13 protein-coding genes and 1 tRNA gene are annotated in these 12,420 nt (G+C 70.9%); 10 read left to right on the top strand and 4 right to left on the bottom strand.

Features of this window, described 5'->3' with window-relative positions; all coding sequences use genetic code 11:
- Both V7004_RS12855 and V7004_RS12850 read left to right on the top strand, forming a co-directional pair.
- On the top strand, positions 1-242 hold a 242-nt coding region (locus V7004_RS12855), incomplete at its 5' end, for an IclR family transcriptional regulator domain-containing protein (RefSeq protein ID WP_334144450.1).
- A 15-nt stretch (positions 243-257) separates the two neighbouring features.
- Positions 258-1,829: a Ppx/GppA phosphatase family protein gene (locus tag V7004_RS12850; RefSeq protein ID WP_334144449.1), complete on the top strand. Its 1,572-nt coding sequence runs from the start codon at positions 258-260 to the stop codon at positions 1,827-1,829.
- On the opposite strand, the gene V7004_RS12845 is transcribed toward V7004_RS12850, so the two are convergent.
- The 3 genes from V7004_RS12845 to V7004_RS12835 all read right to left on the bottom strand — a co-directional run bounded on the left by V7004_RS12845 (position 1,729) and on the right by V7004_RS12835 (position 3,987).
- The gene (locus V7004_RS12845; RefSeq protein ID WP_334144448.1) at positions 1,729-2,670 is read right to left on the bottom strand and encodes an alpha/beta fold hydrolase; all 942 of its coding nucleotides are present in this window, start codon (positions 2,668-2,670) and stop codon (positions 1,729-1,731) included. The genes V7004_RS12850 and V7004_RS12845 overlap by 101 nt on opposite strands.
- A gap of 27 nt (positions 2,671-2,697) precedes the next feature.
- Positions 2,698-3,168, bottom strand: coding sequence for a GreA/GreB family elongation factor (locus V7004_RS12840; protein ID WP_334144447.1), 471 nt, complete (start codon positions 3,166-3,168; stop codon positions 2,698-2,700).
- 90 nt (positions 3,169-3,258) lie between these two features.
- A complete protein-coding gene (locus V7004_RS12835) occupies positions 3,259-3,987 on the bottom strand; it encodes a hypothetical protein (protein WP_334144446.1) in 729 nt (242 codons plus the stop codon).
- 251 nt (positions 3,988-4,238) lie between these two features.
- On the opposite strand from V7004_RS12835, the gene V7004_RS12830 reads away from it, so the two are divergent.
- The 5 genes from V7004_RS12830 to V7004_RS12810 are packed head-to-tail and all read left to right on the top strand — an operon-like array spanning position 4,239 to position 9,035.
- Positions 4,239-5,219 (top strand): 3-isopropylmalate dehydrogenase, encoded by a 981-nt coding sequence (locus tag V7004_RS12830; RefSeq protein ID WP_334144445.1) that lies wholly within the window; start codon positions 4,239-4,241, stop codon positions 5,217-5,219.
- A 15-nt stretch (positions 5,220-5,234) separates the two neighbouring features.
- Positions 5,235-6,149, top strand: a complete 915-nt coding sequence (locus V7004_RS12825; protein WP_334144444.1) for a branched-chain amino acid transaminase — start codon at positions 5,235-5,237, stop codon at positions 6,147-6,149.
- Entirely contained in the window at positions 6,142-7,785 is a 1,644-nt protein-coding gene (gene cimA, locus V7004_RS12820) for a citramalate synthase (protein ID WP_334144443.1), read from the top strand. The genes V7004_RS12825 and cimA overlap by 8 nt, the downstream gene beginning before the upstream one ends.
- A 20-nt stretch (positions 7,786-7,805) precedes the next feature.
- Positions 7,806-8,474 carry a hypothetical protein gene (locus V7004_RS12815; protein ID WP_334144442.1) on the top strand — a complete coding sequence of 223 codons (669 nt, stop codon included), beginning with the start codon at positions 7,806-7,808 and terminating at the stop codon, positions 8,472-8,474.
- A 9-nt stretch (positions 8,475-8,483) separates the two neighbouring features.
- Positions 8,484-9,035: a hypothetical protein gene (locus tag V7004_RS12810; RefSeq protein ID WP_334144440.1), complete on the top strand. Its 552-nt coding sequence runs from the start codon at positions 8,484-8,486 to the stop codon at positions 9,033-9,035.
- Positions 9,036-9,051: 16 nt separating this feature from the next.
- On the opposite strand, the gene V7004_RS12805 is transcribed toward V7004_RS12810, so the two are convergent.
- Entirely contained in the window at positions 9,052-9,903 is an 852-nt protein-coding gene (locus V7004_RS12805; RefSeq protein WP_334144439.1) for a L,D-transpeptidase, read from the bottom strand.
- Positions 9,904-9,946: 43 nt separating this feature from the next.
- Between V7004_RS12805 and gltX the strand changes: the two genes are divergently transcribed.
- The 3 genes from gltX to V7004_RS12790 all read left to right on the top strand — a co-directional run bounded on the left by gltX (position 9,947) and on the right by V7004_RS12790 (position 12,115).
- Positions 9,947-11,359, top strand: coding sequence for a glutamate--tRNA ligase (gltX, locus tag V7004_RS12800; RefSeq protein ID WP_334144438.1), 1,413 nt, complete (start codon positions 9,947-9,949; stop codon positions 11,357-11,359).
- Positions 11,360-11,373: 14 nt separating this feature from the next.
- Positions 11,374-11,967, top strand: a complete 594-nt coding sequence (locus V7004_RS12795; RefSeq protein WP_334144437.1) for a YdcF family protein — start codon at positions 11,374-11,376, stop codon at positions 11,965-11,967.
- Between the two features lie 76 nt (positions 11,968-12,043).
- Positions 12,044-12,115, top strand: a tRNA-Gln gene (locus tag V7004_RS12790).
- The last annotated feature ends 305 nt before the right edge of the window (positions 12,116-12,420 follow it).

Raw genomic sequence — 12,420 nt, 5'->3', positions numbered from 1 at the left:
CCGCGGGGCGGGTGCTCGCGGATGAACGGGAAGGGGCCAAGCCCTGGGTGGCGAGCGTCGGCGAGCGGGAGGCGGGCGTGGCCTCGGTGAGCGCGGCGGTGCGCGACCTCGACGGGCGGGTGGTCGCGGCGGTGAGCGTGTCAGGCCCGATCGAGCGCACCACCCGTCGCCCGGGTCACAAGTACGGGGACGCGGTCGCGGCGGCCGCCCGGCGGATCGAGCGGTCGGCCGGGTTGGCCTAGCTACCCTGGCGCTCGGTGACCCAGCACCTGGCGGCCATCGACATCGGCACCAACTCGATCCACCTCGTGGTGGCCCGGTTCGGGGAGGGCACCCAGTTCGAGGTGGTCGCCCGGGAGAAGGAGATGGTGCGCCTCGGGTCCGGTCCCGGGGACCTGAAGCAGCTCCAGCCGGACTCGATCGAGCGGGGCATCGAGACGCTACGTCGCTTCCGGCGGATCGCCGACATCTCCGGGGCGAAGGTGTACGCGGTGGCCACCAGCGCGGTGCGGGAGGCGCGCAACGCGCACGTCTTCCTGGATCGGGCCCGGCAGGAGGCCGGCATCGAGGTCGAGATCGTCTCGGGTGTGGAGGAGGCGAGGCTCATCCATCTGGGGGTCTTGCAGGCCTTGGCCGTCTACGACCGGCGGCTGGTCCTGGTCGACATCGGTGGCGGCAGCACCGAGGTGCTGGTCGGCGAGCGGGGCGAGACGCTCACGGCCGCCAGCCTGAAGCTCGGCGCGATCCGGCTGACCCGGCGGTTCTTCCGGACCGAGCGCTTGCACCCCGGGGCGGTGGACTCCTGCCGGCGCTTCGTCCGCTCCAACCTGGTCCCCGTGGCCCGGGAGGTGCGGCGGCTGGGCTTCGAGGTCGCGGTGGGCAGCTCCGGGACGATCCAGACCGTGGCGGCGATGGCCAGCGCCGCTCGCGGGGAGCCGGCCCCGAGGACCTTCAACGGCTTCGAGCTGGGGCGCGGCGAGATCGTCACCGCGGTGGAAGCGCTCATCGCCGCCGACACGGTCGGGCAGCGCCGCCGCCTGGCGGGGGTGGACCCGGCCCGGGCCGACATCCTCCTCGCCGGTGTCATCATCCTCGAGCAGGTGACCGGCGAGCTGGGCATCGAGCGGTTGACCGTCTCCGACTACGCGCTGCGGGAAGGGGTGCTGCTCGACGCGCTGGCCCGTGAGCGAGGTGGCGCGCTCCATCACCTCCAGGACCTCCGCCGCCGCAGCGTGATGCATCTCCTGGAGCTGATGGACGACGACCCCGAGCACTCCCGCCGTGCCGCGCGGCTGGCCCTCTCGCTGTTCGACCAGACCCGCCGCTGGCACGGGCTCGACGACGCGGCCCGCGAGCTGCTCGAGGCGGGCACGCTGCTCGCCAACGTGGGTCTGTTCGTCTCCCACAGTGGGCACCACAAGCACAGCTACTACGTCATCCGGAACTCCGATCACCTCTCGGGGTTCACCGACCACGAGATCGAGCTCATCGCCCTGATCGCCCGCTACCACCGCAAGAGCGCGCCCAAGGCCAAGCACCGGGAGTTCGCCGCGCTGCGTCCCAGCGACCAGGAGCTGGTGCGGGTGGCGGCGGCGTTGAGCCGGGTGGGCATCGCGCTGGACCGGACCCGCTCGGGCCTGGTGGAGGCGGTCGAGGTCCGCGAGGACGGCGACGAGATCGTGATCGAGGCCCGGCCCACAGACTCGGCGGACCTCACGCTCGAGCTGTTCACCGCGGCGGAGCGGGCGCCTCTCCTGGCCGAGGTGCTGGGTCGCCCGGTGCGGGTGACGGCGCCGGAGCGGCCCCCGGCCGCCTCCCTGCCAGCCTGACGGCCACGCTGTCGAGCGCCGCGAGCAGGGCCGGGACGAAGCGCTCCGGCGCGGTGGCGCACACGTCGTGACCACCGTCCACCGGATGCACCGTGGCCCCGGGGATGGCCGCGGCGAGCTTGCGCTGGCGCACCGGCGGCACCACCAGGTCGTGCTCGGTGAGCACCACCGCCGTGGGCACATCGACCTCACCGATCCACTCCCGGGAGCTGAACTGCCCGATGGCCCGGCCCGCTTCGACCAGATGGCGCAGGCTGTTGTGCCGGGCTTCCCGGCGTGCCCAGCGGCCGAGCTCGGAGTCGTCGTAGCGGCTGACCAGCACCCGGTCGGTGACCCGGCGGTGCAGCCGGGCCGGTGCGGCCCGGGCCACGAAGGACAGCCCGGTGACCACCCCTTTGAACGCTCGGTCCCCGGCACCCACGCCGACGAAGTTGCGCGCGGTGGCACACAGCACCAGGCCCGCCACCAGCTCGCGGTGCCGCCTCCACAGAAGCTGGGCGATGGGTCCACCCATCGAGTAGCCGACGGCGATGACCGGCCCGAGCCCGAGTGCCTCCACCAGCGCGGCGGCGTCGTCCGCGCAGTCCTCGAGGGTGAAGGGCTCGTCGCTGCGGATGCCGTGACCGTGACCTCGGTGATCGATGGCCACCACGTCGTAGCGCTCACCGAGGGGGCCGAACGACGAGTACCAGTTCAGCGCGGAGGTGGCCGTCCAGCCGTGGAGCAACAGCACGGTGGGCGCTCCCGCCGGCCCCTCGACCCGCCGGTAGAACGTGGTGCCGCGGCCTTCGAGGTCGAGGTACCGGCCGCCGGGGAGGTCGCCGGGCGGGAGCGGGCTCACAGGTCGGGGGCGTGGTGGTCGAGGGGATCAGCCCTCGATGTCGACGACCTCGACCTTGAGCAGCCCGCCAGGTGCCTCGAAGGTGACCACGTCACCGACGCTCGCGCCGATGAGGGCCTGCCCGAGCGGCGAGCCCGGCGAGATGACGTGCTCGACCTCGTCGTGGCGCTCTTCGATGGACCCGATGAGGTAGCGCTCGGGCTCGTCGTCGCCCTCGTAGCAGATCGACACGATCGAGCCGGCCCGCACGACATCCGATGCGCCTGCCTCCACGATCTCGGCGTTCTCGAGCAACGCCTGGAGGTGGCGGATGCGGGCCTCCATCTTGCCCTGCTCCTCCTTGGCAGCGTGGTAGTCGCCGTTCTCGGAGAGGTCGCCGAGCTCGCGTGCCGCTTGGATCTTGCGGGCGATCTCGGTGCGGCCGTGGGTGGTCAGCTCCTCCAGCTCGGCGGTGAGCCGGTCGAAGGTGGCTTGCGAGAGGTGATGCGTCTCTGGCACGAGGGAGATGGTAGCGATCACCCGGCGAACCCGGTCGGGCGCGCCCGGCCGCGGCGCCAGGTGCTCGTGGTCGAGCACCGCCAGCGGTGCTCAGTGCTCATGGTCGATCACCGCCATGTCGGTGGCGAAGGGCCCGTCGGGGTGCTCGCGCATCCAGACGTGGATCATCTCGGGGGTCCGGTCCGTCATCAGGAAGCCCTCGGGGCACACCCCGTCGGCGGGGTAGTAGGGCAGCAGCCCGTGCGGGTACATGCACTGCTCGCGCCCGTCCGGCCAGGGATGGAAGTGCCACACGGTGGCCGGCCCGCCGATCTGCGGCCCTTTGGCGGTGTTGTCCGCAGCGAGGAACATCAGCGCCGCCACCTTGCCCTCCCGGTCGAGCATGATCATCTCGGGTTTGGCCGGGTCGAGCACCGCCCTGTCCTCGACGTAGGCCACGTTCACCAGGTGGCCGAGCTGCTCCCAGGGCACGTAGCCCGCGGCCAGGACGTCCGCCTCGGTCACCAGGTGGGCGTTGGCGGCCCGGGCTTCGGCCACGAACGCGTCCGCAGCGGCTTTCTGCTCCGGGGTGGGGGTGGTGCCGAAGGGCCAGTCGGACACCTCGATGGCCAGCTCCCGCCCGCCGATCAGCATCGTGCGGGCGTACCGGCCGTCGGGGGTGCGCCAGTCGCCGACGGTGAGCAGCCCACCCTGGGCGGGCGCGGTGGTGGCCGGCGAGCGGGCGGCAACGGGCTCCGCGGGGTCGTTCGTGCAGCCGGCCAGGGTGAGCGCCGCCGCTACCAGGGTGGCGGCCCCGGCACGACCGAACCCGTTTCGCATGGGGGCTCGCCGCCGGTGAACCACCGAGCGAGCCTAGCAACGAGCCCGCGTGGCGATGGGTCGCGGGTCATCCGGGTTGACGATGGTGCCGACGCCCACCACACTGGAGTCCAGTGTCTGCCCGACAGAGCGCCGTAATCATCATCGAGTAGCGCACGCCGCCTCGCGGTGTGCGCGTCGACCGTCCACTTCGGTGGGCGGTTTTCTCGTTCTGGGGCAACTTCGTATCGCAGCGGACGGCAGGAGAAGTCGTGAGTCATACCATCGGGGTCATCGGCGGCGACGGCATCGGGCCGGAGGTGATCGCGGAGGCGTTGAAGGTCGTCGCCGCCGCGGGGGTCGAGCTCGACACCGTCGACTACCAGCTCGGTGGCGCCCGCTACCTCACCGACGGCGTCATCCTCCCCGACGAGGTGATCGAGGAGTGGCGGGGCCTCGACGCGCTGCTGCTCGGCGCGGTGGGCACCCCCGACGTGCCGCCCGGGGTCATCGAGCGGGGGTTGCTGCTCAAGATGCGCTTCGAGCTCGATCTCTACGTGAACCAGCGGCCGTTCACCGCGCCTGACGGGTCTCATGACTTCGTGGTGATCCGTGAGAACACCGAGGGCACCTACGCGGGCGAGGGCGGCTTCCTGCGCAAGGGCACCCCACACGAGATCGCCACCCAGGGATCGGTCAACACCCGCTTCGGGGTGGAGCGCTGCGTGCGGTACGCGTTCGACCTGGCAGCCACCCGGGAGCGCAAGCACCTGACCCTGGTGCACAAGACCAACGTGCTCACCTTCGCCGGCGACCTGTGGGAGCGCACCTTCAACGAGGTGGCCACCGAGCACCCCGAGGTCACCACGGCCTACAACCACGTGGACGCGGCGTGCATCTACTTCGTCGAGTCGCCGGAGCGCTACGACGTGATCGTCACCGACAACCTGTTCGGTGACATCCTCACCGACCTGGGTGGGGCGGTGTCGGGCGGCATCGGCTTCGCCGCGTCAGGCAACCTCAATCCTGATCGCACCGGCCCGTCGATGTTCGAGCCCGTACACGGTTCCGCGCCCGACATCGCCGGTCAGCAGAAGGCCAACCCCATCGCCGCCATCCTGTCGGCGGCGATGATGCTCGAGTTCCTGGGCGAGGCCGATGCCGCGGCCCGGATCCGCAAAGCCTGCGCCGATGTCTCGGCGCTCGACGCGTCCACCTCGGAGATCGGCGACGCGGTCGCCAGCCGAGTCTGAACAGGGAGACCCACCATGCCCATCACCCCCACCGAGAAGATCTGGTTCAACGGCGCGCTCGTTCCCTGGGACGAGGCGCGCATCCACGTGCTGACCCACTCGCTGCACTACGGCATGGGAGTGTTCGAGGGCATCCGGGCCTACGAGACCGACCGGGGCCCTGCGGTGTTCCGGCTGACCGAGCACATGGAGCGGCTCCACGACTCGGCCAAGATCATGATGATGCAGCTCCCCTACTCCGTGGAGGAGCTGGTCGAAGCCACCAAGCTCACCGTCCGGGCCTCCGGGCTGCCGTCGTGTTACATCCGCCCGATCGCGTTCTACGGCTACGGCGAGATGGGCCTCAACACCCTGCCGTGCTCGGTCGACGTGGCCATCGCCTGCTGGCCCTGGGGCGCCTACCTGGGCGACGACGCGGTCACCAAGGGCGTGCGGATGAAGGTCTCGTCGTGGACCCGCCACGACCACAACTCGATGCCGCCGCTGGCCAAGACCACCGGCAACTACGTCAACTCGTCACTGGCCAAGGTGGAGGCGCTGAAGGCCGGCTACGACGAAGCGATCATGCTGAACCCGCTCGGCTTCGTGAGCGAGTGCACCGGCGAGAACATCTTCGTCGGGCGAGGCGGGGTGCTCATCACCCCGCCCACCTCCGCGGGGGCCCTGCGGGGCATCACCCAGGACTCGGTCATGACCATCGCCGCGGACCTCGGCTTCGAGGTCCGGGTGGATGACGTCTCCCGCAGCGACCTCTACGTGGCCGAGGAGCTGTTCGTGTGCGGCACGGCAGCCGAGGTGAGCGCGGTGAACTCCGTGGACGACCGGCCGATCCCCTGCCCGGGGCCGATGACCACGGCCATCGCGGAGGAGTACGCCCGCACGGTGCGAGGCAAGGTCGATCGCTACAAGGACTGGCTGGAACATGTCTGACAGGGCAGACGGCGACGCGCGGCGGCCACCCGGCACGCCGACCAAGGTCGACATCTTCGACACCACCCTCCGGGACGGCGCGCAGTTCGAGGGCATCTCGCTCACCGTCGAGGACAAGCTGCGCATCGCCGAGCAGCTCGACTGGCTGGGGGTGCGCTGGATCGAGGGCGGTTACCCGCAGGCGAACCCCAAGGACGCCGAGTTCTTCCGCCGGGCCCCCACCGAGCTGCACCTCGAGGTCGCTGAGCTGGTGGCGTTCGGCTCGACCCGGCGGCCCGCGGGCAAGGTCGACCGGGACCCGACGCTCGAGGCGCTGGTGGCCGCGGGCACCGAGACGGTGTGCATCGTGGGCAAGAGCTGGGACTTCCACGTCACCGAGGCGCTGCGCACCACCCTCGACGAGGGTGTGGCCATGGTCCGCGAGTCGGTGGCGTTCCTCAAAGCCGCGGGGCTGCGGGTGTTCTTCGATGCCGAGCACTTCTTCGACGGCTACCGGCACAATCCGGAGTACGCGCTGCGGGTGCTCGAGGCGGCCGCCACCGCGGATGCCGACTGCCTGGTGCTGTGCGACACGAACGGCGGGTCGCTCCCGCACGAGGTCCAGCGGGTGACGGCTGAGGTCGTATCGCACTTCGGGGACGTGCCCATCGGCATCCACACCCAGAACGACAGCGGTTGCGCGGTGGCGAACTCGATCGCCGCGGTCATCGGCGGAGCCGTGCAGGTGCAGGGCACGGTGAACGGCTACGGGGAGCGCACCGGCAACGCGAACCTGATGACGGTCATCCCGGATCTCACCCTGAAGCTGGGTATCGAGACGTTGCCGCCGGGCCGTCTCGAGCGGCTGACACTGGTCAGCCATCACGTGGCCGAGCTGGTGAACCTGCCGCCGCAGCCGGCCGACCCGTTCGTGGGTGCCTCCGCGTTCGCGCACAAGGGCGGCCTGCACACCTCCGCGCTGGGTCGGGCCGGTGGGGCGACCTACGAGCATGTCGACCCGGAGCTGGTCGGCAACCACACGCGGGTGCTGGTGTCCGACCTCGGCGGCCGAGCGGGCATGGCCATCAAGGCCAAGGAGTTGGGCGTGGAGCTCGACGATCAGGCGGTAGCGGTGCTCAGTGACCAGCTCAAGCAGCTCGAGTCACGCGGCTGGCTGTTCGAGGCCGCGGACGCCTCGCTGAAGCTGCTCATGCTGCAGGCCGCAGGCTGGACGCAGGACTTCTTCCGGGTCGAGGCGTACCGGGTCTCGAGCTACCACCGGGAAGGCCCCGCGATGCCCGACGGTGGGGTGGAGGTCAGCGTCGAGGCCACCATCAAGCTGTGGGTGGGCGACGAGCGCATCGCCGCGGTGGGGGAGGGCAACGGGCCGGTCAACGCTCTCGACGTGGCGTTGCGCCGGGCGCTCAACGGGCGTTACCCCGCCCTCGAGCGCATCCACCTCACCGACTTCAAGGTCCGGGTGCTCGACGGCGTGGCCGCCACCGGCTCGGTGGTGCGGGTGCTGATCGACTCCACCGATGGCGACCAGACCTGGACCACGGTCGGTGTCTCGGAGAACATCATCGAGGCGTCCTGGCAGGCGCTGGTGGACTCGATCGTGTACGGGTTGCTGCACACCCGGGCCCACGACGGCTGATCACCGGTGGCCGCTGAGCCGTGAACCTCGTCGGCCACCTGGTGGTCGGTCTGCGGCTCGCCGGGGTGGGGCCAACCCATGACGTGGCCCTCGGGGTGATGCTGCCGGATCTGGGGTCGATGGCCGGGCTGCGCGCCGACCGGTCGGGCCTGCCGGCAGCGGTGGCCGAGGGGGTCCGACTCCACCACCTGACCGACGCCGCGTTCCACGGCCAGCCCTGGTTCGCGCAGGCCGTCGCCGCCGACCGGCAGGCGTTGCAGGAGGCGGGCTTGGGCCGGGGCGCGGCCCGAGCGTGCGCGCACGTCGGGTTCGAGTTGCTGCTCGACGGGCTGCTGCTCGAGGACCGCTCGGTCGCCGAGTCGGTCGGGGTGGCGCTCGACGGGCTGGCCGCAGAGCGTCTCGGGGCGGGAGCCGGTGGCGAGCCCCATCGGTGGGAGGAGCTGTTCCGCCGGCTGCGGGATTCCCGCCGGCTCACCGACTCGTACTCGACACCCGAGGGTGTGGCCCACCGGCTGCGGTGGGCCCTGGCCCGCAGGCCGCGCCTCGCCCTCGATCAGGCACACCTGGATCCGCTGGTGGAGCGGCTGCAGGCCCGGCGGGCCCGGTTGGAGGCGGTGGCGCCGGTGCTCGTGGAGACGGTGGTCGAGCGCGCCAGGGCGGGTTCGGGAGCGCCCGGGCGTCCGACCTAGGCTCGGTGCATGGCCGCCCCCGAGTACGTGCCCAAGCGCAAGGACGAAAAGCCCCGCAGCTACGAGTCGCCTCCGTGGCGGGCCGAACCGTGGCTGGCCGAGCGCCCGGCCGAGCTCCACGGTCCCCAGCCGAAGGGCCCCCGCCTCGGCTACCAGGGACCCGATCAGGGCTATGCCCTGAAGCTGGCCCGCCGCTTCGAGGGCAAGCTGGTGCTCACCCCCGGGGAGGACGAAGCCGATGCCATCGCCGGGTGTGTGGCGATCGCCACCAAGCGGGCATCGCTGCTCGGCCGGGCACCGGTGATCCACGACCTCACCGTGGCCTTCACCATCTGGGGGTTCCTGGAGGAGGCCGATCCGGAGCTGGTGCGGCTACGCAAGCGGTACTTCGAGGGCATCGCCCAGCCACACCACTACAGCGAACGGCGGCGGGTCGCCGACGTGGTGCCGGCGAGCACGCTGCTGCTGCCGCCCGACGAGCTGCGACGCATCGCCGAGAGCGACCCCCGGCGCGAGAAGCTGCTGCGCCGCCGGCCGGCAGGCGAGGCGAACGCGGCCTGACCGTGGCGGCTGCGGGTCACGCCGTGATGTCGATCGGCGTGCCCGGAGGCAGCACCTGCGCCAGCAGGTCGATCACGTCGTTCGGCACGCGGACACACCCGTTCGATGCCTTCGACCCGATCAGCTGGGGTTGGTTGGTGCCGTGGAAGGCGATCACCGGTAGCCCCCCGTCGAAGAGGTCGAGCCGCTCGGAGTAGGCGTTGGTGGCCAGGATCCACGGGCCGTACGCACCGCCGGCGTTGCGCTGGGGGATCTTCTCGGCGATGTAGACCCGCCCAACCGGAGTGGGGCTGGTGTCCCGGCCGATCACCACCTGGGTCTGCGCGATCAGCTCCTCGCCGTTCCACACCTTCAGGGTGAAGTCCGACAGGGTCAGGGTGCCGTGGAACTGGTGCTCGCCCAGGGTGACGTCCGAGGCCCGGACCCATCCCTGCTGCCCGTTGGGGCGAGCCGGGATCATGACCCTCAGCCAGTCGCCGCGGTTCTCGGTGACCACCATGGTGAGGGGGTTGCCGTAGAAGGTGGGGTTGGTGAACGCCCACCCGCTCGCGGTCTTGCGGGCGCCGGCGGAGTTGAAGCCCGGACGGGGGATGGGCCGCACTCCGGCCGGCTCGGCGGCGGGCGGCGGCGGTGGCGGAGGCGCAGCGCTCGGATCACCTGGCCAGTCGGCGAAGACCTCCAGCTCGGGCACCTGCGCGGTGGCGGTCTGGGTGCGATAGCTGGGCGCCGGCGCGGTCGTGGTGGTCGTCGAGGATTCGGTCGGTGGCGGGGTGGGCTCCACGGCGGCCCGGGACGAGCTGCAGGCCGAGACGAGCAGCAGCGCGATCGCCACGGCGAGCGCCCTCGATCGCAGGGTCGGTCCGCGCACGGCCGCTCATCGTACCGAGAGGGTGGCCGGTAGCATCGGCAGGGTGACCCGTGCTCCCGTCCGTGTCCGCTTCGCGCCCGCGCCCACCGGCTACCTCCATATCGGCGGCGCTCGCACCGCGCTGTTCAACTGGCTGTTCGCCCGCCAGCAGGGCGGCGAGCTGAAGCTGCGGATCGAGGACACCGACGCGGAGCGCAGCAAGCGGGAGCTGATCGAGATCATCTACCGGGCGCTGGAGTGGCTCGGCATCGACTGGGACGGCGAGCCGGTCCACCAGTCCGACCGGGCCGAGCTGTACCGGGAGGCCACCGAGAAGCTGCTGGCGAGCGGCCACGCGTACTGGTGCAGCTGCACGCCCGAGGAGGTGAAGGCCAGGGCCGAGGCCCGTGGCGGCAAGCCCGGCTACGACGGCCACTGCCGCGACCGGGGGCTGGGTCCGGGGCCGGGGCACGTGGTGCGGTTCCGCACCCCCGACGAGGGCACGACCGCGTTCGACGACGTGATCAGGGGGCACATCTCCTTCGAGAACCACGATCTCGAGGACTTCGTGATCGTGCGCTCCAACGGTGTGCCGATGTTCCTGGTGGCCAACGCGGTCGACGACGCGGAGATGGGCATCACCCACGTCATCCGGGGTGAGGACCTGATCAACGTCACTCCCAAGGTGCTGTTGCTGCGACAGGCGCTCGGTATCGGCGAGGTGCCGGTGTTCGCCCATCTCCCGTTGATCGTGAACGAGCGCCGCCAGAAGCTCTCCAAGCGCCGCGACGACGTCTCGGTGGGTGACTACATCGAGCGGGGGTACCTCCCCGAGGCGATGGCCAACTACCTGGCCACCCTCGGATGGGGCCCGCCCGACGGGGTCGAGATCCGCCCGATGGTGGAGATCATCGAGCTGTTCGACCTGGCCAGCGTGAACAAGGCCAGCGCCTTCTTCGACCTGAAGAAGCTCGATCACTTCAACGGGGAGTACATCCGGGCCCTGTCCACCACCGAGTTCGTCAACCGCTCGACGCACTGGGTCACCGGTGAGCGGGCGGCCTGGCCCGCGGAGAGGTTCGACGCCGCGGTGTTCGAGCGGCTGGCGCCCGAGGTCCAGACCCGGGTCGCCAAGCTCGACGAGGTCCCGTCCTACGTGGCGTTCGCGTTCGTGGACACCCCGCCCTTCGACGAAGACTCCTGGCAGAAGGCGATGGCGAAGAACCCCGAGCAGGCGGCGGCCATGCTCGATGCCGTCATCGGCGCGTACGCGGAGTTGCCTTGGGAAGCGGATGCGCTCATGGCCGCCATCGCGGATCACGGCAGCCGGCTGGGGCTGCCGAAGAAGCAGTGGCAGGCCCCGGTGCGGGTGGCGCTGACCGGGCGCACGGTGGGCCTCCCGCTCGGGCTCATCCTGGAGGTGCTCGGACGGGACGAGACCCTCCGCCGACTGCGAGCGGCCCGCGACCGGCTCTGAGCAGGGTGCGGCCCGTGCTGCGCTGGACGGTGCGCATCGCCCTCGGTCTGCTGGCCGCGCTCGTGGTCTACGTGGGGGTGACGTTCGGTCAGGTGTGGTGGGCGTCGCGCCAGGACCACCGGCGCCCGGCGAGCGCCATCATCGTGATGGGTGCCGCGCAGTGGGACGGCCGTCCCTCGCCGGTGCTGCGGGCCCGGCTCGACCATGCAGCCGAGCTGTGGGAGCAGGGTCTGGCCGGGCACATCATCGTCACCGGCGGAAAGCAGCAGGGCGATCGGGTCACCCAGGGGTTCGCCGGCTACGACTACCTCCGGGGTAAGGGAGTGCCCGAGGAGGTGTTGAAGGTCGAGGTCGAGGGGCGGGACTCCTACCAGGAGCTGTCGGCCTCCGCAGCGATCGTCCGCGCCGCCGGGCTGGAGCCGGAGGTGTTGGTGGTGACCGACCCGTACCACGCGCTGCGGGCCAGCCAGATCGCGCACGAGGTGGGCCTCGAGGCCGCGGTGTCGCCCACCGCCTCACGGTCACCCCTGTCAGCCCTCGGCCGGGAGACCGTGGCGGTGTCGATCGGTCGGCTCATCGGGTACCGCCGGCTGTCCAACCTGGGGTGATGGGGGCGGAGGTCCGGTCTCCGGGGCGGAGGATTCGGCCCACCGACCGGGAACCGGTACGATGGCCGCTCCGCCTTCGGGGGTGGTGTAATCGGCAACACAACAGGTTCTGGCCCTGTCGTTGGGGGTTCGAGTCCTCCCCCCCGAGCACGCTGATGATGCGAGGAGCCCCAGGTCACCTGTCTGGGGCTCCGCGCATTTCTCTTCTCGCTTCTGTTCATCGATTCGCGGTCAGAGGCCGCGGATCGATGAGCAGTTTGCTGGCGTGCCTGGGATCTGTTCATGGGATCGCGGTCAGAGGCCGCGGATTGATGAACAGTTTGCTGGCGTGCCTGGGATCTGTTCATGGGATCGCGGTCAGGGGCCGCGGATCGATGAACAGTTCGCTGGCGTGCCTGGGATCTGTTCATGGGATCGCGGTCAGAGGCCGCGGATCGATGAACAGATCATGGG

Origin of the sequence: Rhabdothermincola sp. (genome assembly GCF_036846205.1) — a bacterium.
Classification (GTDB): domain Bacteria; phylum Actinomycetota; class Acidimicrobiia; order Acidimicrobiales; family Acidimicrobilacustridaceae; genus Rhabdothermincola.
Note: the sequence above shows the minus strand (reverse complement) of the source record. Positions and strands in the feature narration are given on the sequence as shown.

What these genes read in the sequence shown, in the direction of transcription:
- V7004_RS12835 (WP_334144446.1), bottom strand. Translation starts at nt 3,987, where the DNA reads ATGCGAAACGGGTTCGGTCGTGCCGGGGCCGCCACCCTGGTAGCGGCG.
- cimA (WP_334144443.1), top strand. Translation starts at nt 6,142, where the DNA reads ATGTCTGACAGGGCAGACGGCGACGCGCGGCGGCCACCCGGCACGCCG.
- V7004_RS12810 (WP_334144440.1), top strand. Translation starts at nt 8,484, where the DNA reads ATGGCCGCCCCCGAGTACGTGCCCAAGCGCAAGGACGAAAAGCCCCGC.
- V7004_RS12825 (WP_334144444.1), top strand. Translation starts at nt 5,235, where the DNA reads ATGCCCATCACCCCCACCGAGAAGATCTGGTTCAACGGCGCGCTCGTT.